This window comes from Pseudomonas sp. FG35 (assembly GCF_057809295.1).
In genome coordinates this window covers 200,944-223,895 of record NZ_JBMDJR010000004.1, presented here as the reverse complement: position 1 = coordinate 223,895, position 22,952 = coordinate 200,944, and the positions used below count along the sequence as shown (strand labels likewise).

Genomic DNA, 22,952 nt, shown 5'->3' with positions numbered 1-22,952 from the left:
TTCACGTGGTCCGGTTGCGGGACGGCGATTTAACATGAGCCTGGCTCAGCAAGTATTGATTGTCCGTGGTGCCCATCTCCTTGTAGTAGGCCAGTCCTCTTTTGGCGTGCGCGATATCCGCCATGACGGCTCTGGTTTGCTGCCGCAAACCGGCTCTGCTGATCGGTGCCAGCATGTCTTTTGAGGTCGTCATGTTGACGTTGGGAAGCACATCCGCCGGATAGAGCACGTCGCTGCCTAATGCATCAAAGGCATTCTCGACCCATGTCGAGCGTTCCTGTAGAGCGGTTTGCCAACCGTTGAGCATGTCTTCGATCTTCTGGATCTTGACCGGGTCAAGGCGATTCTTGATGTCCTCAACCTCGATTGCCCGGGCAAACAACTCCAGAGCGGCGGGGATGATCGATATCCAAGAGCCCATTACTCTGCTCATCAGGAAGTAAGGGTTGATCACCGAGTTGAGCGCCGGATGCACGACCTCATCCTTGAAATCGCTCCAGTTGCGTATTTCCTTGACGGCACCCGTTATGCCGAGGTCGCTGTCAATCGCTGCCACGGACAGTTTCGAGGTCTGTGGGATCAGCGGGCCGATATGGAACGGCATCTTCCTCAACGGTACGTCTGCGATCGCTCCCGACACATCGCCCCCGATGTTGCCGCCGATCACTCCACCGGGTGTGGTGTAAGGCGTAGTGGTCGGGAACCCCGGCATGACCATGTCGATTTGTCCGCCGCCGATCAGGCCGGCCTCATAGCCGATTGCACCTTTCAGGCCTTCGACCGCCACGTTGGCCATCAGGCTTAGTGTGAAGCCTTTTTGCTTGATGATGTTGTGCAGCCTGTGGAGTGTGTATTCGGCATTCCCGGACACCTGGGAAACAAAACTGTTGTACAGCATGATGGTCGCCTCCGCCCTGGTGCCTCCCGCAGGATCCACGTAGCGCAGTGGGCTGTTCCCGACAAACGCATATCGATTCGGCCCGTCCTCATCTCCCGTCGGGTCAGTGCTGACCCAGCGTCCCAGCCAAGGCGCGTAATACCGCACCCCATAATGATAAAGCCCGCTGCGATCCATCTCCTTGCCCGAGTAGCGGATGAACTTGTAATCCGCCTCCACGAGTTTGTCTGCGACCATCCACGCGGTTGCACCGAAGGCGAAATAGCCTTCCTGGCTGATCAGTCGCGCGTTCTGGTCGAGCTCGGTCACGCTTGAGCCCAGATGATCCGGCAGGGAGTAACGCACCTGATCGGCGTCTATGCCAGGCGGTTTGCCGGCGACCCAATGCAGGCATGTCACTTCACCGACGCCGGTGGCTACGGTGATCCGGTGCAGCTCTTCACCCGAGCTTTTGCTGCGGACCTCCAGATTGCCCACGTAGTGCACTTGCTCGACATGGCTGACCTTGCGAGTGTGGGTTTCGAGGCGTTTGTAGACCCTGGCGCCCTGGCTGTATTGATACAGCTCCTGGTCAGGTGGACCGCTGGCATGTTCCACCAGGGTCAGTGACTCCAGTTGATTGCGGCTGTTCCACCGCATGGGTTGACCCCGCTGCAGCGCTAGCTGATTGCCGGCACGGTCGAACAATGCGCGGAAGTCCGGAGCCGGATCGCCCGGTTTCCAGCGCACACCACGGTTGCTGCCCGGGTCGATGCACATCTCGAAGGTATGGGCACTGCCGTCGCGGACATGGGTGAGCAGGGTCAGGTTTTTGCCTTCGTCGTATTCGTAGGTCTCGACATAGTTGCGCCGGTCCCGTGGGTCGGTTGGCTGAGGCCGGCCCGGGTTGTCTCTGGGCGGGGCGTCGCTGTACCCGGTGGCGCGGATCAGCTGATAAGTCGTGTCATGGTCAAACGTGCGCTGGCCGTCGACCCGCTGGTTGCGGAAATATGTCGGTGTGTAGGTGTGGTCAACAATGCGGGTGGTGTTGCCCACCCGGTCGTATCCATACCCGAAATCCTGAATCGCCTGCCCTGAAGCCTTTTGCGCGTACTGTCGCAGCAGGCGTCCGTCGGTGTCCCGGTAGCACCAGCGGTTGGTCACGTCGTTGCCGAGCCGTTGTTCGGTGATCTGGCCGGCGGCGTTGTAATCCGCACCTTTCAAAACCGGCTGGAAGGCTTGTCCGTCGAGTTGCAGTTGTACCTGGACGAGTTGCCCGGCGATGTCGTAGGTCGACTGTTGCAGGTGCCCGCCGGCGTCAGTGGTTTGCAACAGTGCGCCGACGGCGCTGAAGACCCGACGGCTGGTGCAGGTTTTGCCGTCCTTGAAGGTGCGGGTTTCTTCCAGCGTCTGTCCGTGCATGCCGAAGCTGTCGAGGGCGAGCGTGCCTGATGGATCGCTCAGCGCCGTCATCTGTCCGCGCAGATTGTGTGTCGGGTCGGCCGAAGCGTCGAGGTAGTGGAAGGTTTCGAAGTTCGCTGCACCGTTTTCCGTGACGGCCCGCAGACGCAGTTGCGGGTCGTAGGTCATTTCCCGGTGATTGCGGTTAGCATCCCAATTCTGAAGAAGCTCGCCACCGACACCCTGCAGCACCGTGTTTTCGCCACCGTCAACGTTGATCGTCCTGATCGCCACGCCGTCCAGCCTGTGCACCGTTGTGGTATTGGGCGTGGGCAGACGCGGATCGCGCAGCGCGACCAGTCGGCCGGCAACGTCATATTGCTGTCGGGTAATGAGCGCCTGCACATCCTCTCCAGCCACCCTGCGCAGGTAATCGATGTGTCTGTAGGTCTCGCCGCGCGGTCCGTTGACGGCCACCGTCGGGGTGTGCCAGTGCACGCTGGCGTTCATGGCTTGACTTTCTTCGCAGGTTTGACGGGCTGTTTGGCGGGTTTCGCAGACTTGCTCGCCGGTGTGTCGTCGGTGTCATTGAAGTCGTAGCTGCATTTGAACCACGGGTGAAGGAGGTCGAACGCCAGGTGGCCCAGCGCATTGATCGTCTGTATCGGCCGCCCCAAGGCGTCGTAGAACATCCGGTCGTGATAGCCGTGCTCGCGCATCGCGCTGTCGTTGATACAGCGGTGGGTATTGAGGAAGTAGGCGCGGTAGACCCGGATGGTTTCGCCCTTGTGGTTGTATTCCACGCGACTCTGCACCCGCCAGCGCGAGCCCCGGGTGGCCGGCATTTCGATCGGTTTGCCATCGGCGCCGGTCACGAGGTCATCCTCAGGGGTGGCGACAAAGGCATCGCCCTGCGGGACGAGCTGTTTGCTTTGCAGCGCGCGGCCGAAGCCGTCGAAGTAGCGGATCGTCATTTGAATCTGTTGCTGCGGGTCGGTGGGGTAGCGGTCGGCAACCAGGTTGAGGCTGTGTACCGGCTGCTTGAGGGTGGTTCGGATGAACTTGAGCAGGGCCTGTTCGCTGGTGCTGCGTTTTTTCAGCTGGTTCAGCCAGCGCAGGGCCGAGGCGCGGATGTGGCCGTCGGGCAGAATCAGCCCCTTGGCGATCCATTCCTTTCTTTTGATGGGCAGCGTTTTGAGCGGGAGTACCGGCATCCAGCTTTGCAGGTCGGTGCGCACCACGCTGGCAGCGGATGCCAGGGCGGTTTTCGGATTGGCGAGGGCGTATTCGACACTCAGGTCAGGCTGAGGCGGGTAAGCGGAAAGGGGAGCGAAACCGGCCTGAGCGCCGTTTTCGGTGCCATAAGAACTGAGGGCGGTGGGTTGCCTGTCTGCGTCGTACAGCACTTCCTGAATGTTCTCGTTGGCATCCTTGACACTGCACGGCAGAAGGGTGTGCCAGTCGTATGCCATGATTGTGGCGCAGCCGTCCGGCAGGGTGAGGGTCTTGGTCACCAGATGGAGCGGGTCCCAGGCGATGTGCGTCACGCCATGGCTGGCGGTCTGCTGCACATCGGTGACGTGGAAAAATTGGCTGGCATCGGCGTAGGTGAAAAAACCGCTCAGGGATGACCACAGGTTTTTCAGTTTGTCCTCTTCCGAATCTTCGGGGAGAAACAGATTCATCGGCTCATAGCCGATCTTGATCAGCTCGTCCCGAATGACAATCGGGACGTCGTCGTAGGCAGACAGTGCTTTCTTGTCGAACACAGCCTGTTCCATCGGGCCTGCCAAAGGTGGGTAAAGCATTTTGCCGGCGGCCTCCAGATAGGTCTGCTGCGAAAGCGAGGTCAGTTCGCGCGCGGCTTTCCATGCGGCGCTGTCTTTATGCCGATCGAAATTTTCGAAACTGATGTCCGCTGCGCGCAAACCGCCCGGCAGAGAGCCTTTGGGCAGCCTCATCGCATTACCACGCTGGCGGCAGGGCAAACCGAGCAGCCAGTGGCCGTTACTGGTCAAGTGAGTGAATTCGGCGAGAGCTTCCGTCAGATAAAAGCATTGCTGTTGCTCATCGTGGCTGTCCAGCCAGGCGCGTCGTTGATCTTCCTGATCGAAGGGCGGTTCGTCATTCTCGGTGCGGCGACGAGCACAAGCGACGGTAAAACCTTGTGTCAGATGACCGTATTCGTCCCACGCCAGATTGACCCTGTGTTCAACGCGTGGATCGTCCATGAAGCGTTCGTATTGATGGCTGCGGTTTTCCAGTTCCAGCACCAGCAGACTGGAGGGATTTATGTTCACCTCTCGCACCAGATAGCGCGTTTCGCTCAGAGAGAACAGGCGCGCGGGGGGGCGGTCGTCTGCCTGGCAGACTTCGGTGCGAAGCAGGCGACCGGCAAGGGCGTAGGCGGTTTCGCGATCATCCTCGGCTTTGCGCCGCTTGCGAATGCGCTCTTTACGGCGTTTGGCATCGAACGCTGAAAAGACCGTGGGGCCCAGCGATGTGATTTCAGGGTCGAGTTCGCAGATACCTTTCAAAACGGGGTCAGTGCATTGACCGGTATGAAACCAGTGCGTCACCTTCATCGGCGCCGTATGGCCGTCTTCAGCCTTGCCAGGTTCCAGTTCACTGTCGATCTGACAGACCCGGCCGAAGCCACGGAATTCCCGTTCGATACCGTCGTAGGAACCTTCTTGATAGTCGAATGACTGCTTCAAGCGGTTGCCGGTGATTTCATCGAGTTGTTCCAGCCAGTGGAGCACCATCTGAGGAAACGGCAACCGGCTGACCGGATGCCTGCGAGCCATCAGTTCCCGGCGTTTTTCGTCCAGCCAGAATTGCGCACTGCTGCGATGTTGCAGCGTGGCGCTGTAGCCCATGTTGTTGTTGCAGCCGGTGAGCAGGTAGGGCCGTTTACTGACGAAGTGATACACCCAGTGCTGCGGTTTCATGTGGGGTTTGGTCAACAGCAGGCTGGCGCAGCCAATGCCTTGCAGATCGGCGAAGGTCACCTGGCAGAGGTTGTCGTAGCGAATGCCGGCAGGCCACGGGACACGCACGGGTGTCGGGGCCAGGCCGTTGCCACCCTGGTTGAACCAGATCTCGAAGTAATCCGAAAACAGGTAAATGAAGGCCGGGGCGCCGGAGCCGTCCAGGTCGGCGATGCGTACCCGGTCGGCATCGAATTTGCCATAGTCGAAGAGCAAGTCGCTCAGTTTGAAACCTTCTCCAAACCGGCCATGTCCGAGGCTGGCCCAGCAGCGGATTTCATCGTGACGGATCCGGCACAGCTCCATGCCGCTGGCGCCCATGCCACTGAATGACACCAGTTCGCTGCGGGCATTGCCGAACAGCGGCAATCTGTCCGGGGTATGGGGCACATCCTGGCCGGGAGCAAATCCTTTTTCCCGCAGGTTGGCATACACCCGCACGCTGTTCGGGCCGATCAACGCCATGGAGTCCAGGCCATCGCCGCGCAGGTCGCCCAATTGTGCCAGTTGATGGAAAAACTCCACGGGAAACTGGTCGAACGATTTGAAAGGCGCCCAGCTGCCATCCGGCTTGAGCGTGTAACACCCGCTGCCACCGGGCTGCGCGACGACCCAGTCCAGACAGCCGTCACCGGTGAGGTCGGTAAGAATCTGCACCACCGGTTTGCTGCTGTCGGCGTTCGGAATCAGCGGCAGCAAGGTCCAGGGGCCGTAGACGATTTCGTCTGTACCGGGCGTGCCGCGCAACGGTTCGCGGAAATACCAGGCCCCGTCGCGCTGGCAGAGAAAACCGGGCAGGGCTTCACCGTAAAGATCGACACAATAGTAGGGCTGGCCGTCGTTGAGACCGGGCATGTGATCAAGTTGCAGAAAGGGTTTGGGGGTGGTGTCGAGTATCAGCGCCTCATAAAAATATTCGAGGGGCGGCATGTGTTTGACGTGACCGGTAGCGTCGTAACTCATGTAGTGCGCTGCTTTCAGATGATTGTATCGATGCGATGTGGATTCGTGCTCCAGCAACAGGCGATTGACCAGCACCGGAGCGGGGCCGATGGCATTGAACAGCAGGAACTGTCGGCACAGGCGCCGAGTGCCGACTTCAAAGCCATGGCGATGCATACGAAACGGATCGGAACGCACCGCCCAGGCATCCTCGTTGGCGGGGTACGGTGGAACATCGTCATACCCGGAGACGCGTTCGTCGTAGTCAATGATCAGTCGGAACAGCCAGTCGAGTAATTCGGGTTGAGCGTGATCAAGACAGTACAGATCGGCACTGGCGGTCTTGTTGCAATAACAGACCTGGCGCAGATAGCGTTGAGCACTGTAGTCAAAACGGGCGTCAGTGGTTTTGTCGTCGGTCTTGTACTGGTAAAAGATGTTTTCGCCCACGGGGTTCCTGACTTCCGTCAGCAACCACACAGCGATATGCGCCGGGGCTGCCGGGTCATGGATGCAGGAATCCAGGGTGTTGCCATAGCAATATCGAGTGCCATCGGCTCCAGAGACCACCCAGAACGGATGACCGCCATCGGTGGGCGTCCAGAGTTCGTAGCGGGTGAATGTCGTTTCCAGACGTGGAATGTAGAGCACCACTGAATAGGTTCTGGCGCTCCTGCCTTTACCGCGCGTACGCTTTTTTGCCTTGATCCTGCCGCGCGTTGTCCGTTCGGGCCGCAGGTCGGTTCCGTCAGCCTGCATGACATCGTCGGCTGCATATTTCGGCACGCCCTTGCTGGTCTTGCGCGAAATGGAAGCCACCGACAGATCCCAGCCAAGTCCGCATTTGCCGTTGCCCGCATTGCCGTCATAAACCAGCTGCAACTCGGGATTGAGCGTACGGGCGTTCAGGATCGGCAGTGGCAAGGTGTAAGACCGCTGCCCGGTCGCACCGATCTCTCCCCAACTGCGCCCGTTCGTAGCAATGGACGCTGTCTTGGCAATGGAAGGAGGAGTAACGAGCGCATCTGCATCAAGGGCCATGGCAACGCAACCTGTGAACGTTCAGATTGCACGCTAACAGAGGGGGTTGGCCGCGGCACCTGTCAGATCTGACAGGTGCCGACTGACGGCAGGCGAAAAAAAACCGGGCGGTCATCGCTGGCCGCCCGGTTTTTTACAAGCAGATGAAGTGCTTACTGCACTTCCACCGCCAGGCTTTCGCTGATCTTCTGTTGCCAGATCGCAGGACCGGTGATGTGCACCGATTCACCTTTGCTGTCCACCGCAACGGTGACCGGCATGTCCTTGACCTCGAACTCGTAGATCGCTTCCATGCCCAGTTCGGCGAACGCCAGAACCTTGGACTTCTTGATCGCTTGCGCCACCAGGTAAGCGGCACCGCCGACGGCCATCAGGTACACAGCCTTGTTGTCCTTGATCGCGTCGATGGCGGTCGGGCCGCGCTCGGACTTGCCGATCATGCCCAACAGGCCGGTCTGCTCAAGGATCTGACGGGTGAACTTGTCCATCCGCGTGGCGGTGGTCGGACCCGCCGGGCCAACCACTTCGTCACCGACCGGATCAACCGGGCCGACGTAGTAGATGAAGCGGCCCTTCAGATCAACCGGCAGGGTTTCACCCTTGTTCAGCATCTCGACCATGCGTTTGTGCGCAGCGTCGCGACCGGTGAGCATCTTGCCATTGAGCAGGACGGTTTCGCCCGGCTTCCAGCTCTGCACGTCTTCCGGGGTCAGGGTGTCGAGGTTGACGCGACGGGCCGACGGGCCGGCTTCCCAGACGATTTCCGGGTAGGCGTCCAGCGGTGGCGCTTCCAGCGAGGCCGGGCCGGAGCCGTCCAATACGAAGTGCGCGTGACGGGTGGCGGCGCAGTTCGGGATCATGCACACCGGCAAGGAAGCGGCGTGGGTCGGGTAGTCCATGATCTTCACGTCGAGGACGGTGGTCAGGCCACCGAGGCCCTGGGCGCCGATGCCCAGCTGGTTGACCTTCTCGAACAGCTCCAGACGCATTTCTTCGATGCGGTTCTGCGGGCCACGGGCCTTGAGCTCGTGAATGTCGATGGATTCCATCAACACTTCCTTGGCCATGACAGCGGCTTTCTCGGCGGTGCCGCCGATGCCGATGCCCAGCATGCCCGGCGGGCACCAGCCGGCGCCCATGGTCGGAACGGTCTTGAGTACCCAGTCGACGATCGAGTCGGACGGGTTGAGCATGGCCATTTTCGACTTGTTCTCGGAACCGCCGCCCTTGGCCGCTACGTCCACTTCCACTGTGTTACCCGGAACGATGGAGTAGTGGATGACCGCCGGGGTGTTGTCCTTGGTGTTTTTACGAGCGCCCGCCGGGTCGGCGAGGATCGAGGCACGCAGGACGTTTTCCGGCAGGTTGTAGGCGCGGCGCACGCCTTCGTTGATCATGTCGTCCAGGCTCATGGTCGCGCCATCCCAACGCACGTCCATGCCCACACGCACGAACACGGTCACGATGCCGGTGTCCTGGCAGATCGGCCGGTGGCCCGTGGCGCACATGCGCGAGTTGATCAGGATCTGCGCCATCGAGTCACGGGCCGCTGGCGATTCTTCGCGCAGGTAGGCTTCGTGCATCGCCTGGATGAAGTCCACGGGATGGTAGTAGGAAATGAACTGCAGGGCGTCGGCAACGCTCTGAATCAGGTCGTCTTGCTTGATCACGGTCATGAGTCGCGCTCCTCTAAAAGACGGGAACATTCAATAAGGTGCCTGCGGCTTGGTTGCATCGGTCGGTCGCAGACACCTTTCAAGGCACGCCGGGGCTGCTGGCGCGACGCTAAAAAGGCGCGGCAGTATACCGCGCCTCCCCGGTGGTGACACGCGCCGGTAGTCATTCGTTGGTCGCATGGTTGGGGGAAGATTTGGCATCGGTTTTCACTTTCATATCGCTGCCCTCACCCCAACCCTCTCCCGGAGGGAGAGGGAGCTGATTTGTGTAGAGCTTGAAATAGATGTCTGACGCGATATTTCAGGATGCCGACATTCGACAAAATATCACGGTCAGTCCCCTCTCCCTCCGGGAGAGGGTTAGGGTGAGGGCGCTCTTGGCGGTACGCGAAGGTCATGCCTTTGACGCCAAATACCCGGCCCGAAAATCAATGGTCATTTATCGCCTGCGCCACTAAAGTGGCAGCCGGTCTGTAGAGTAGGACACTCGGTCAGCCTCTTATCGCACGGTGAGTCAACGATTGACCCATAACGCCATTCAACGTCTTTTGCTCAAACGCTTCGCCCTCGCTGCAGCCACCTATGGATTGGCTTTGCTGCTGCTGTGGCTGGCGTATTTCACCGGACATTACGAAGATTCGCTGGCTGGCGTCGCCGTCGGCAGCGCCCTGGTGGTCATCAGCCAGGCAATCCTGTTCGCGGTATTTTTCTCAGGCTGCAATCTGCGCTTTTCCGACCCGAGCCTGACCGAAGCACAAGTGCTGCTCGGCCTTGGTTGGCAGACGTGGCTGATCGCGCATCTGGAAGAAGCGCGGGGCGAGTTCCTGGTCTTCTATGTCCTGATCCTGCTGTTCGGCCTGTTCCATCTGTCACAGCGGGCGTTCGTACGCTGCGCGATGCTGGTGTTCTTCAGCTTTTGCGCCATCACGCTGTGGGACGGTTACCACTTGCATCTGCACGATCCGGCGCTTTCCGCGTTGCAGGCTTGCATCCTGTTGATCGTGCTGGCGTGGCTGGTGATTTATGCGCGCTTCGTCCAGACCTCGCGCCAACGCATGCGTCAGCGCCGGTTCGCCTTGCAGGCGCATCAGGACACCCTGCGCGGGATGATGCGCCAGCTCGAAGACCTGGTGGCCACCGACGAACTGACCGGGCTGTTCAACCGCCGGCATTTCCTGCGCCTGGCCACCCGCGAGCTGAATGCGATGGAGCCCGACGTGGTGCATGGTCTGGCGCTGATCGACCTCGACCACTTCAAACGCATCAACGATATTCACGGCCACGCCGCTGGCGATCAGGTGTTGCAGGCTTTCGCCGGCGTGGCCGGGGCCTGTCTGCGCGACGGCGATGTGCTGGCGCGATATGGTGGTGAGGAATTCGTGGTGCTGCTGCCCGATTGCAACGCCGAGCGCCTGACCGCCTGTTGCGAACGGCTGCGCATCGCCTTCACCGACGTTGAACTGGTGGGCCTGAATGTGAAAAACCTGAGCCTGTCCGCCGGCATGACCCTGCTGGAACTGGGCGATGATCTGGACGATGCCTTGCAACGTGCCGATCAGGCGCTCTATCGGGCCAAGCGTGACGGACGCAATCGTTGCGCGGCGGCATGGGAGAACGTCGATGCCTGAACTGCGGGTCGGTGATCGACAGTGGTCGGTGGCGACGGGCAGCAACCTGCTCGATGCCCTCAACCGGAACGGTGTGGCGGTGCCTTACAGCTGCCGCGCCGGCAGTTGCCATGCGTGTCTGGTGCAATGCGTGCAGGGCTTGCCCGCCGACAGTCGCCCGGATGCCCTGAGCGTCGAACAGCGTGATCAGGGCTGGCGGCTGGCCTGCCAGTGTCAGGTGATCGAAGACTTGCAGGTGCACACCTTCGATCCCGTCACCGATGGTCGCCCGGCCACGGTCGAAGCGCTGGACTGGCTCGGCGACAGCGTTTTGCGCCTGCGCCTGACACCCCAGCGGCCGCTGCGCTACAGCGCCGGCCAGCATCTGGTGCTGTGGGCCGGCCAGATTGCGCGGCCGTATTCGCTGGCGAGCCTGCCGGAAGAGGACCGCTTTCTTGAATTTCACCTCGATTGCCGCCAGCCCGGCGAATTCAGCGATGCCGCGCGCCGCTTGCAGATCGGTGATCCGATCCGTCTCGGTGAACTGCGCGGCGGCGCGCTGCATTACGACCCGGACTGGCACGACCGGCCGCTGTGGCTGCTGGCCGCCGGTACCGGACTCGGCCCGTTGTTCGGCGTGTTGCGCGAGGCCTTGCGTCATGATCATCGGGGCGCCATTCGCGTCATTCACCTGGCTCATGACGCTGACGGGCATTACCTGGCCAAACCCCTTGAAGCACTGGCCGCGCAGCGCCAAAACCTCAGCGTCGAACGGTGGACCGCGGCCGAGTTGCCGGGCGCTTTGGCGCAACTGCGCCTTGTCTCCCGACAAACCCTGGCCTTAGTCTGCGGCTCGACGGCCAGCGTCGACGCGTTTGCCAAGCGTCTGTTCCTGGCCGGACTGCCGCGCAATCAACTGCTGGCCGATGTCTTCCTGAGCCGTGGTTGAGCGCTGAATTCTCAGACGCGAGACCTGCCATGCCCGACGCCATCCTGCTGCACCGCGAACGCGGTTTGCTGACCCTGCGCCTCAACCGCCCGGACAAGAAAAACGCCCTGACCCGCGCCATGTACAGCCAATTGGCCGACGCGCTGAAACAGGCCGACCGCGACCCCGAAATCAACGCGGTACTGATCACCGGCAGCGCCGAGTGCTTCACCGCCGGCAACGACATCGCCGATTTCATCCAGCAACCGCCGGGCGACCTCGACAGCCCGGTGTTTCACTTCATGCTCAATTTGCTGGAGTGCCGCAAACCGGTGATCGCCGCGGTGGCCGGGGCGGCGGTGGGGATCGGCACGACGCTGTTGCTGCATTGCGATCTGGTGTACGTGGCGCGGGATGCGCGGCTGCGCATGCCGTTCGTCAACCTCGGATTGTGCCCGGAATTCGGCTCCAGCCTGATCCTGCCGCGCTTGCTCGGGCAGGCCAAAGCGTCGGAGTTGTTGCTGCTGGGTGAGGGGTTTACCGGTGAGCAGGCGGCGCAATGGGGCATCGCAACCGAGGCGCTGGGCAGTGGCGAAGCCGCGTTGGCCAAGGCGCGGGAGATGGCGTTGCGGTTTGACGAGCTGCCGGCCGAGGCGGTGCGCATCAGCAAACAATTGATGCGCGCGCCGGATCGCGAGTTGATTCGCAAGGTGATCGAGGAGGAGGGCGCGCTGTTCACTCAGCGGCTGAGGTCGCCGGAGGCGTTGGCGGCGTTGACGGGGTTCATCAAACGGCATTGAGATATCCGCCGACCGCACTCCGCGCACTGATCGTTCCCACGCGGAGCGTGGGAACGATCAAACTAGTAACGATCAGTCTGAAATGAAAAAGCCCCGCCATTCACATGGCGGGGCTTTTCGTTTTCAGCAACCGGTCACTCAGACCTGCGGGTCGCCCACGTGCAGGATTTTCATGCCGTTGGTGCCGCCGGTGGTGTGGTAGCTGTCGCCCTTGGTCAGGATGACCCAGTCGCCTTTCTCCACCACGCCGCGCTTGACCAGCTCGTCGATGGCTTTCTGGCTGACTTCGTTCGGGGCCAGCGAAGCCGGGTCGAACGGCACGGTGTACACGCCACGGAACATCGCTGCGCGGGCCTGGGCTTCGCGGTGCGGGGTGAAGCAGTAGATCGGCACCGACGAACGGATACGCGACATGATCAGCGGGGTGTAGCCGCTTTCGGTCAGCGCGATGATCGCTTTCACGCCCGGGAAGTGGTTGGCGGTGTACATGGTCGCCAGCGCGATGCTCTCGTCGCAGCGCTCGAATTCCTTGCCGATGCGGTGGCTGGAAGTCTTGCTGGTCGGGTGCTTTTCAGCGCCGACGCAGATGCGCGCCATCGCCTGCACGGCTTCCAGCGGATAAGCGCCGGCAGCGGATTCGGCCGACAGCATCACGGCGTCGGTGTAGTCGAGCACGGCGTTGGCCACGTCGGACACTTCGGCGCGGGTCGGCATCGGGTTCTGGATCATCGACTCCATCATCTGGGTCGCCACGATCACCGCCTTGTTGTGGCGGCGTGCGTGCAGAATGATTTTCTTCTGGATGCCCACCAGTTCAGCGTCGCCGATTTCCACACCCAGGTCACCACGGGCAACCATCACCGCGTCGGAGGCCTTGATCAGACCGTCGAGGGTTTCGTCGTCGGCCACGGCCTCGGCGCGTTCGATCTTCGCCACCAGCCAGGCGGTGCCGCCGGCTTCATCGCGCAGTTGACGAGCGTAGTTCATGTCGGCGGCGTCACGCGGGAAGGACACGGCGAGGTAGTCGACTTCCATTTCAGCGGCGAGCTTGATGTCGGCCTTGTCTTTTTCAGTCAGGGCCGGCGCGGTCAGGCCGCCACCGCGACGGTTGATGCCTTTATGGTCGGACAGCGGGCCGCCGATGGTCACGACGCAGTTCAGTTCGGTGGCGGTGGCGGTCTCAACGCGCATCACCACACGGCCGTCGTCGAGCAGCAGCTCGTCGCCCACGCCGCAGTCCTTGACCAGGTCCGGGTAGTCGATGCCGACCACCTGCTGGTTGCCTTCGGTCAGCGGATGGCTGGTGGAGAAGGTGAACTGGTCACCGATCTTCAGCTCGATGCGCTTGTTGGCGAATTTGGCGATTCGGATTTTCGGGCCTTGCAGGTCACCCAGCAGGGCGACGAAGCGACCATGCTTGGCAGCGAGGTCACGCACCAGCTTCGCGCGAGCCTTGTGCTCGTCGGGGGTGCCGTGGGAGAAGTTCAGACGGGCGACGTCCAGGCCAGCCAGAATCAGCTGTTCGAGAACTTCCGGCGAGTTACTGGCCGGGCCAAGGGTAGCGACGATTTTGGTACGACGGACGGACATGCAAAGACTCCTCAGGTTCAAGCGCCAGCGAAGGCTACTATGCTCGAAGGGTGTAGTCATTGTTCGTTTGCACTACTTAATACTTTCTTTATTGAACACGGCAACTTTGGGACAAACGCGCCTGAAGATTTCCGACCAGGGGTCGATACAGAGCACAAGACAGGAGAACCCCCCATGCGATTCGTGCCCATTGCCGCCCTTGCCCTCAGCGTCCTCGCCGTCACGGGCTGCACCCGTTGGTCGATGAACCATCATTTGAACAACGCCTACAGCGCCTACGACCGGGGCAATTGCGAGCAGGTGATGCTCGAATTGTCCAAGGTCGAACGCGCCAGCCGTGCCCGCCCTTACGTGTGGCCGGAAGTGTCGATGATGCGCGGCCAGTGCCTCGAGCGGCAGAAAATGTTCGTCGATGCGGCGCAGACCTATCAGTTCATCATCGCCTCGTACCCCAACAGCGAATACGCCTACCGCGCCCGCGCGCGTCTGGAAACCCTGCAGAGCCTGGGCCATTACCCGACGCGCAGCGCTGCCGCCGTGGTACGTCCAACCCGCTTCTGATGGCGGTTGTCATACAAAATCTGGCTGGCTGTACAAGGTGAGCTATAGTCCAGAGACACCGGTTTGAAGCCTGCTTTCTGAACCGGCGCAACACCTGCGACTGGCATGAGATTGACGTGGCGAGCGCCACACCGGGAGCGGGGAGAGCGAACCTGACGCACAGGTCCGTTCCGAAGCGAGTGCGGCTCTGTGATGGAGCCTGGCATGGCGAACTGCGTATGTTTACCGACCGTCGAATCGAACGGCACCAGCTGCCGTATTTTCTGCGAGTGTTCAACCGCGTCACCGACAAACCCATCGGCTTTCTGGGCAACGTGTCCGAAGACGGTTTAATGCTCATCAGCCAGTTGCCGATGATGATCGGTGCCGAATTCAACCTGCGCCTGAAGATCCCTCTGGGCGAAGGATGCCAGCAGGTCATCGACCTGACGGCGTGCTGCCTGTGGTGCCACGAAGACGCGACCCCCCGACATTACGACGCCGGCTTCAGTCTGTACCGCACGCCGCCCGAATACGGGCAACTGGTCGAGGCGCTGAAGCAGTACTTCAGTTTTCAGCCGTTGCCGGCCTCGGCCTGACTCAAAACCTTCCAAAGCATCGCGGGCAAGCCAGCTCCCACAAGGACAGCGCTGATACCTGTGGGAGCGGGCTTGCCCGCGATGGCGTCATTTCAGACAACCCATAACCAAAGGCTAGGCAACAGCAATCGCCCGCTCGTTATCCAGCGTCCTCTCTGCCAGCAGCAACCCCATCTCGCTCAACTGATAGATCGCCATCGCCAGATGCCGCGGCTTGTCGTCCAGGCTGTCGGCCAGGTCGAGCAGAAGAATGCTGACCGAGGAAAAGGTCTCGTAGGTCTGGATGGCGATCGCCTCGGGGTTGATGTCCGGGTCGACCTTGAACATCTGCATGCCGCGATCGACGGAGTTACGCGTTTTTTCGGCTTTGGGGTTGAGGTAAAAGTCGAGGGCCCGGTGGGCGGCGTCGTGGAGTTTTTTTGAATCGACGGAGGCGTAGGGAGAGACCGGATCGGGTTGATCGGTCGGGCCCGTTGGATCGGTGTCCAGTGGTGGATTTGGCGTTGGTTTTTTCATTTCGCAATTCCTGTTTTAGAGCCACCACCCGATCGCGACTAAGCAAAAGGGTGGCGGCTGTGAGCAGGTTAGTCGACCGGAGGAATCGCGAAAACCGGTGCGCTCGAGAGCGCCCTGCACACAGCCACCATCGAGTGCGGGGATAGGGAATACCCGACTTGATGACGCTTATGCACCTTCGCGATACCTCTCGGGCGACTAAACCCGGCCGCTGATTGGCAGCGACGGGAGTCAAGTTACGGGCCAACGCCAAAGCGCACAAGCCGGCGGATTCTGAGGGATTTGTAGGCAATGGCACAAGGCGTCGTAGCCCGCTGTTACGACTTGCAGGACGCTGCCGGACCGGGTTGTGGGAAGAGTTACCGTTTGTCGGGACTGTCAGATCTGTCAGGTGCATCGGTGGACAGGGCCGGCGTTGAATGGCGTGACAAACCTTTGCGCCCGGTATCCCACCTTTGGAAAGCGATGGAGTTTCTCATGGCCACAGATGATGACGTCGACAAAAATGCATCCGGGGAATTACCGGAGGAGGCGCGAGCCACTGACGATGTAGATAGAGTTGTCGTTCCCGAGGAAAAGGAGGTCCGGCTGCCGTATTTCCCTCTCCGATATCCTGAAACTGACGCTCTTATTGGCTGGACCCCAGGAATTGTGTTTAGAGGTCTCGAAGCTAGTATTCGTCTTTTTATTGGCGCGCTGGATATCTATACCGAAAGAGACGGACAGTATGTTTTGTATCATTCGTATAAAGGTTTGAAGATACTTTTTCATAATTTTGTTTTTCACGCAGATGTTTTGATTTTGCCTGGAACTTATTACCTCCATATAAAACTCAATTTTTCTATGTCAAGTGATTATGAATGGATTGAAACCAATAAATTTAAGGCCGTTCATTATCCTGCATTCAAAACATCCGACGGAACCATTTTTCCTACAAACACACCTACCATAACTGGCACCGCCCACGCCGGCGCAAAGGTCCGGCTATGGCGCAATGGTGTGCCCCATAGCGATGTGGGTACCGTATCTGGCACAAGCGGTATGGGAGACTGGTCATTGAAGGCGTACCCATCTGCCGAGGGGAACCTGACAGTCTTCGTTCGGGAGGAATACAGCGGCTGGCACGGACAAATTGATTCGGGCACCATCACCGTCAAAATCGAGTTGCCGGTCAACGACCCTGTGATTAATGATCCAAAACCGGATCAAATCATCAAGGTGCCCAATCCAACGATCATTGGTAGTGGCCAGAATGGCGCAAGAATTGATATCTACAGGGAAGGTGGTGTTGGCGGGATCTATGGGACGGGCACCGTTCATGGCACGGGGTGGAGCATTCCACTGACCGAACCTTTGCCGAATGGGGCGTTTGTTTTTCATGCCGAGCAGATCACCACATCGGGGAACCGAAAATGGTCTAATACGGTGCCTGTCAATGTACAGGTTCCACCCGATAGCCCGGTCATCACTCTCCCGGCAGCCGGCACCGAGCAAGACCGTACATTCCCAATGAGCGGCACAGGGGGCATGGCTGGAGCCTTGATAGAGATCCTCCTCGATGCAAACCATTCAATTAAATTCGGCGATACTCAAGTCACCGGTGCCAACTGGAGTGTTGACGTAGATGTCGATCCAGGACGGCGCTTATTGGTCGCGCGGCAGACCGTGCCTGGCGACCCTTTATTCGGTATCAGCGATCCTAGGGGATTCGACATCCGCCCAGCCCCATTGACCGACGTCAACGTCACTGTTCCAGATGCAACCACCGTGAAGTTTGACGGTGACGGTTATGAAGGTGCCACGGTCGCGATAACGGTGGTCAGTGGTCCAGGAGGAGCGGCACCGGGGGACGCAAAGGTCGTAAGCGGCAAGTGGGAAACCCACGCAACGAACTGGCCCGATGGCCTCTACAAGATGAGTGTGATCCAGAAGGTTTCCAACAATGCGGGGGGCTGGATCGAATCTTTGCCATATCTGTTCGAATTTCCGTTCAAGTTTCCACCTCCGTCCGATGTGGTCTCTACACCGGATTACACTACGACGTTCTCTGGCAAGGGTGTTTCAGGCGCGACGGTGTCGCTTTATGACCCGGACGGCACCACAAAAATCGCCCCGGATGCCCGAGTCGATTCCAATAGCCAGTGGTCCAGTAAAGCCTATGTTGAGTGGGGGCCTACGTATGATCGAACCGTTCGCATCCGACAGTCCGTGAATGCCCAGCAGTCCGACTTCGTCGAACACAAAGTCCGCATTCCTCCGATTGCGCCCGGCATTGACAGGGTTCCATCTGAGGGGCTGTCGCCCACCTTCACCGGCACCTGTGAATTGAACGCCAAGGTCCATCTCGTGTTCAGTGGTAGCGACACCCCGTACCCCGCCACGGTGACCGGCAGAACCTGGACCTATCAGCGTGCGGCACCTTTTGCCCCGGAGATCGATCATACCGTTACGGCGACCCAGATTGCCGCCCAGCAGACTTCGCCGGCGGCCACTGAAATATTCCGGCTCTTCAAGCCCATGATCCCGCTGGTCATCACCCAACCTGAAAAGGATTCCGAGGTCGGTCGTGACGTGATCTTTCAAGGAACGGACGGTATGAAAGGTGCCACGTTGTATCTGTGGGACTACGTGACTGGCGCTCCTTTGGGCGCTGAAAAGCTGACGGCTGACGGGGCATGGGAAATATCTGTCAAGAATCTGAAATTTGGCCGTTGGGTGGTTCAGGCAAAGCAGGAGATCGATGGGCGGGAGTCGGAGGACAGTGAGTCGCATCCCTTTCATGTCGTGTTGCTGCCCCCGGATTTTGAATCACCGCTAGAGGGCGGCAGACTGACACGAACTTCGATGATCGAAGGTAAGGGGGAACAGGGAGGGACGGTCGATGTTTTCCTGGAAGGTACTACCGAGCCGCTACTCAAACAGGTACCAATAGGCCTCGACGGCATATGGAAAGGCGAAGTGACATTGCCCGTGGGACAGAAAGTCATTCGGGCCAGGCAACATTTCGAAGACCAGACCTCCAGAGATAGCGAGCCGGTGAACTACAGCGTGGTTCCAGCCCCTCCGGTGTTGGAAACTCCTGTGTCGCAAGCGCATGTGGGCCAAGGCTCGGTCGCATCAGGTTTCGGCATTCGGGGGGATGCGATCACCGTCTGGCTGAACCGTGTGGGGGCAGTGAGGGCAGGAGAAACCACGGTGCAGGACAATGGCACCTGGTCCGTCGCCATGGACGTCGAGCAGCCTGCTGGAGAAAACTTCTTGCAGGTGACGGCCACGTGTGAGGGTTTCCAGTCCGACAGTTTCGCAGCGCGAACAGTGATTGTGGGCACCTACCGACCCGTTTTGGAGAACCCCGTCGAGGGGCAATCAGTCAGTGATCCGGTTCGTTTCGCGGGTCAAGGCCGAGCGGGCGTCATGCAGGTTCGAAGCTGGTTCAACCCCGAGCTAGAGTGGGCGCGGGCCACGGTTTCCGGCGCAAGCTGGCAAGCCGATGCGACGGGACCGTTACCCGCAGGCGGCCAATGGTGCTGGATCCAGCAAACCATCTCCGATGATGCAGGCGGCGCGACGATTTCCGACCATGTATTGAGCTCGCGCTTTGAGGTCCACCCGACGCCGCCAGGCAAAAATCCATCTGATTGTCCTGACAAACGGTCGGAATAACTGTCATTTCTGACAGTTGTCAGGTGCTGGCGACTGGCGCCTAATCGAATCAACCGAACAGATGACCCGACAACAAGTGCGGGTCGTTGGGATGTCTTTTGCCGCAAGGAAACGCACCATGGCCAAGACCCGCAAACGCCCTGCCGAACAAATGTATGAACAATTGTTCCCTACACGAGCGCGCCGCAAAAAATATCCTGGTCTGCAAGCCTATCTGAGCCAGGGGGGGTCGATTTTTCCATTGGTGGAAAATGGCATTCCGGGTCTGGTGAAGGATTACCAGATGAGTCGCGAAGATGCGCAAGCGTTCCTGCGCCAGGCCAGCAGTATGGCCATCTACGTCAGGCGGCGGTTCATCGAGCATACCTTGACGGGCGGCCAGCAGGAAAAAACCGGGAAAACGCTGAAAGAAGCCTCATCAAGCGGGCTGCTGTCAATGGTTCGGGGACCCACTTTCGAGGAATTGTTCGACCCGAAATTTGACAGTTCCTGCCCACCGAATGCGCTGGAAAGCAGGTGGTCACCTGTGGCCTATCTGGTCGAGCTGTTGCAGTGGGTCAGCAAGCGTATCGAGAGTGTCGGGCACACCGAGGCTGATTACCTTCTGCACAACCGTCGCACCGACCTGAAACTGTTGGATGTTGATTTCAACGCGGTTTATCAGTTGATCTCTGCGGTCGACATCATCAACCCTGTGCTGGAAACGTTCATCAAGACACACGGGGCAGTGACCGATCTGGTAGACGCCATGCTCGAGGCGCGCCACCCCCATGAACTGCCTTACTTCCAGCATTGGGTCACCGTCGACTCGATAGCCCGGCAGCTGGGCATGTCGATGGGTAATTTCGCGCACATGGTTGACGAGCGGTTTCCTTACTTTCTGCAAGCGGGCGGCTGGGACGACGATGCCGGCCGTGCACTGGCCCATGCATCGCGTCTGGGGCCTTACCAGCGAACGTTGTTGACTGAGGAGCCACCAGCCTTCGCTGACCGGGAAGCCTTCTTCAACGCCAACTACGGTTCGGATAATGCCGATAAGTATCAGAATCTCAATCAGTTGAAATTTTTCGGCGAGCGGACTTCACTCGATGTCCCCGGCGTTGAATCCCTTCTATCGTTCCGCGCGTTTGCACCCGTGCGTTCCGCGAATGTGACATTCACGGATGAGCCGCCACCAGGCCCGCAAAGCGCACGTTTCGGCGCAGTCTACGTAAACGCCGCAACCGACCCGCCTATCGGCATTGAAGATGACGCCAGCTTGCGTCAAACACTGACGATTGATCCGGATAGTGAAGCTGGTTTCGGATCCTACGATCGACTGAACCGCAAGGTGCGTCTGGATAAATGGCTGGACCTGCCCAGTTTCGAGGTGGATACCGTGCTGGTGGCCGCCATGCGCGCAGAAGTGCGAGGTGGTGCGAAGGCCGGACAATGGTGGATAACCCCTAACGTGGTGCATGCACTGGGACTGTTCCAACTGCTGCGTGAAAGGTATGGATGTAAACCGCTGGACTTTGCCGTCTTCCTGGATGAGATAGCGGTATATGGAATCGGCGGCGAACGCTCGCTGTTCGATCAGGTGTTCAACGGGCAGGGTGACTATCGCCAGCCCTTCATGCTCGATGGCGAGGATTTTCCGGCGATACCCGAAGTAGGTAGCAGCGACTCGACAGTCATTCAATTGTGCAGCGGTTTACAGATCGATCTGTCGACCTACGGTTACCTGGCACTTGCGATAGCCGGTGCTATGGGACTTGGCAAAAACCTGAAACGTACGCCTGCGGTCGTTTCAGCCTTTTACCGGTTGGTGAAGCTGGCGCGGTTGCTGAGTGTCACACCGGTGGAAATTGTGCTGATGCTGACCTTGATGGAAAAGGAGAAAAGCTGGCTCAACGGGCTGGCGGGTTTGCCAAGAATCAATACCGGACCGGGCGAAACGCCGGATGTCTTGAATCTCATCTATGCGCTGCATTCGTGCGTAGGCTGGTGCAAGGATCGCAACCTGCCGGTACTCGGGATGTTGCAGATGGTGGCAGAACCCCAATCCAGTGGCACGGCCTCCGAAGCGCAGCTGCAATTCTTTGACAAAGTCGCAAGTCTTCTGCCAGGGGCCCTGCTGACCAATGCCGGATTCCTGATGGCCGACGTGCCGCCTGTGCCTGCGGGAAACTGGCTCAATTTCCTGGCTTCGCTGGCCGATGCCGATGGCCTGGTGCTTGCTTTCGCCGGGAGCGAGTCGCAATACCTGATCGAAGCTCGCCTGCGACTGGACCGTGCAGTGAAGGATGGTCTCCCGGTCATGGCTCCCGAGCTGCGCGCCGCCATCGTCGAAAAAATGCTGGGTGTTCTGTTGCAGGCCAGAGAGGCGCAAGTCTCGTTGGCCAAGGAGGCTTTGGCCGTACTGACCAGCCTTGCTTCCGAGCTGGTAATAGGGGTTCTCACCTGGGCCGACACCACGGTCTATCGACTGCTGCGCGAGGTCTCCGATCGAGTCGCGCAGAACCCGCAAAATGTCCGAAGCGAGCGCTTCGTCGAAGTGGATCCGCTGCTGAAGGCTTTGGCCAATGTACAACGCTTGAGTGGGGTAGTGACAGCACTGGGGCTGAGTGCCACCGTGCTACAGGACTATCTGGATTATGGTCATCGGGCCTGGCTCGGACAGCCGAGCAAACACGAATTCTCGATGAGCACGCTCTATTACCTGACGGCGCTCACCCGTGCGTTCGAGATGAGCGAGCAGCCAGCGCAGGAACTGCTGGATTATCTGCGTGCCGTCGACAATCTGCCAGGCAACATCGCCGGAGATTCGCTGAGGCTTGCCCAGAAAGCCGGCTACATCAAGTTGGCGAGTTTCTTTCGCTGGAGCGTCGAGGAGGTGCGCGAGTGCGTCGTTCACATCGATCCATCCCTGAAGATTCTGAAAAACCTGCGTCAACTGGATCTGTTGATGCGCATCCGCACGCTGGCGGAGCACACCGGTATGGATGCCCGGACGATTTTCATGCTTGGCAGCTTGCCGGAGGCGATTGACAAGACGGCCTACGCTCAAGCGGCCGAGCACGCGCTGTTGAGCCAGTCGGAAACGCAAACGCTTGATCCGCAGTTTGCTCTTGATGTGGAGCCACTGGTTGTCAGGACGTACGGGGTGGACAACACCGAGGTCGTGGCCAACAAACCGGGAGCGAAAATCACCTTCACCGTGACACTGAAGGATGCCGACGGAGCGCCACTGAAGGGCATCAGGGTGTACTGGCAAGCCAGCCTCGGCACCATCGAGACAAAGGTCACCGATGATAAGGGAGTACTCAAGGCCGAGTTCATTCCAGGCAAGGTGCTGGGTATCGATGTGCCAAGCTTCTGGATGGATCTGTTCAGTCCGGTCGACACGACCGAAATTCGGGTTGTTCCCGACGCCACGACATTGTACTTCCCAGGCCCCTTGATGTCCGCAATTCCGCTGGCCAGCGTAGCTCCGGGCGAGGAAGTGCAGTTGTACGCCGAGCTGCGGGACGAATTCGAAAACCGTGGGGCAAACCAGCTCGTAGAGTGGTTCGCCGTTCCTGTCGAAAGGGATGAAGGCAAGTCGGCCGTCATCCGGCCATCGGGGCAATCCTTCACCGATCAGCAAGGGCTGACAAAAGTATTTGTCCATGCGCCGGAAGGTGGAACGTTCACCTTTGAGGTCCGCAGCCAAGGCAGTGATAAAGGCGCTTTTTTCCAACCGATCCATTTCCTGCCGCCGGCTTGAGTCGGGTCGCTCGCTGGGCGTGAAATTTACGATG

Annotated in this window: 12 protein-coding genes; 7 read left to right on the top strand and 5 right to left on the bottom strand. The window is 59.6% G+C overall.

Features of this window, described 5'->3' with window-relative positions; translation table 11 throughout:
• Window position 1 precedes the first annotated feature (1 nt).
• The 3 genes from ACODTD_RS10090 to ACODTD_RS10080 all read right to left on the bottom strand — a co-directional run bounded on the left by ACODTD_RS10090 (window position 2) and on the right by ACODTD_RS10080 (window position 8,927).
• Window positions 2–2,788: an RHS repeat-associated core domain-containing protein gene (locus ACODTD_RS10090; RefSeq protein ID WP_489104805.1), complete on the bottom strand. Its 2,787-nt coding sequence runs from the start codon at window positions 2,786–2,788 to the stop codon at window positions 2–4.
• Complete coding sequence (locus ACODTD_RS10085) at window positions 2,785–7,251, bottom strand: SpvB/TcaC N-terminal domain-containing protein (protein ID WP_489104804.1); 4,467 nt, start codon at window positions 7,249–7,251, stop codon at window positions 2,785–2,787. Before ACODTD_RS10085 ends, ACODTD_RS10090 begins: the two co-directional genes overlap by 4 nt.
• Window positions 7,252–7,403: 152 nt before the next feature.
• Window positions 7,404–8,927 carry a fumarate hydratase gene (locus ACODTD_RS10080; protein ID WP_007960181.1) on the bottom strand — a complete coding sequence of 508 codons (1,524 nt, stop codon included), beginning with the start codon at window positions 8,925–8,927 and terminating at the stop codon, window positions 7,404–7,406.
• Window positions 8,928–9,448: 521 nt separating this feature from the next.
• On the opposite strand from ACODTD_RS10080, the gene ACODTD_RS10075 reads away from it, so the two are divergent.
• Genes ACODTD_RS10075 through ACODTD_RS10065 form a run of 3 tightly spaced genes read left to right on the top strand, consistent with a single transcriptional unit; the run spans window position 9,449 to window position 12,262 of the window.
• The gene (locus tag ACODTD_RS10075; RefSeq protein WP_201816295.1) at window positions 9,449–10,555 is read left to right on the top strand and encodes a GGDEF domain-containing protein; all 1,107 of its coding nucleotides are present in this window, start codon (window positions 9,449–9,451) and stop codon (window positions 10,553–10,555) included.
• Window positions 10,548–11,483, top strand: coding sequence for an iron-sulfur-binding ferredoxin reductase (locus ACODTD_RS10070; RefSeq protein ID WP_011335677.1), 936 nt, complete (start codon window positions 10,548–10,550; stop codon window positions 11,481–11,483). Before ACODTD_RS10075 ends, ACODTD_RS10070 begins: the two co-directional genes overlap by 8 nt.
• A 29-nt stretch (window positions 11,484–11,512) precedes the next feature.
• A complete protein-coding gene (locus ACODTD_RS10065; protein ID WP_489104803.1) occupies window positions 11,513–12,262 on the top strand; it encodes an enoyl-CoA hydratase-related protein in 750 nt (249 codons plus the stop codon).
• A gap of 138 nt (window positions 12,263–12,400) precedes the next feature.
• On the opposite strand, the gene pyk is transcribed toward ACODTD_RS10065, so the two are convergent.
• The gene (gene pyk, locus ACODTD_RS10060) at window positions 12,401–13,852 is read right to left on the bottom strand and encodes a pyruvate kinase (RefSeq protein ID WP_007951250.1); all 1,452 of its coding nucleotides are present in this window, start codon (window positions 13,850–13,852) and stop codon (window positions 12,401–12,403) included.
• Window positions 13,853–14,026: 174 nt separating this feature from the next.
• Between pyk and ACODTD_RS10055 the strand changes: the two genes are divergently transcribed.
• Together ACODTD_RS10055 and ACODTD_RS10050 are read left to right on the top strand one after the other, a co-directional pair.
• Window positions 14,027–14,413 (top strand): tetratricopeptide repeat protein, encoded by a 387-nt coding sequence (locus tag ACODTD_RS10055; RefSeq protein ID WP_007951249.1) that lies wholly within the window; start codon window positions 14,027–14,029, stop codon window positions 14,411–14,413.
• 218 nt (window positions 14,414–14,631) lie between these two features.
• Complete coding sequence (locus ACODTD_RS10050) at window positions 14,632–14,991, top strand: PilZ domain-containing protein (protein ID WP_108563106.1); 360 nt, start codon at window positions 14,632–14,634, stop codon at window positions 14,989–14,991.
• Between the two features lie 114 nt (window positions 14,992–15,105).
• Here the strand turns inward: ACODTD_RS10050 and ACODTD_RS10045 are convergent, their stop codons facing one another.
• Complete coding sequence (locus ACODTD_RS10045; RefSeq protein WP_489104802.1) at window positions 15,106–15,507, bottom strand: DUF6124 family protein; 402 nt, start codon at window positions 15,505–15,507, stop codon at window positions 15,106–15,108.
• A 477-nt stretch (window positions 15,508–15,984) separates the two neighbouring features.
• Here ACODTD_RS10045 and ACODTD_RS10040 point away from each other — a divergent pair, with 477 nt between their 5' ends.
• Window positions 15,985–19,170: a hypothetical protein gene (locus tag ACODTD_RS10040; RefSeq protein ID WP_489104801.1), complete on the top strand. Its 3,186-nt coding sequence runs from the start codon at window positions 15,985–15,987 to the stop codon at window positions 19,168–19,170.
• Between the two features lie 118 nt (window positions 19,171–19,288).
• Window positions 19,289–22,918: a Tc toxin subunit A gene (locus ACODTD_RS10035; RefSeq protein ID WP_489104800.1), complete on the top strand. Its 3,630-nt coding sequence runs from the start codon at window positions 19,289–19,291 to the stop codon at window positions 22,916–22,918.
• The last annotated feature ends 34 nt before the right edge of the window (window positions 22,919–22,952 follow it).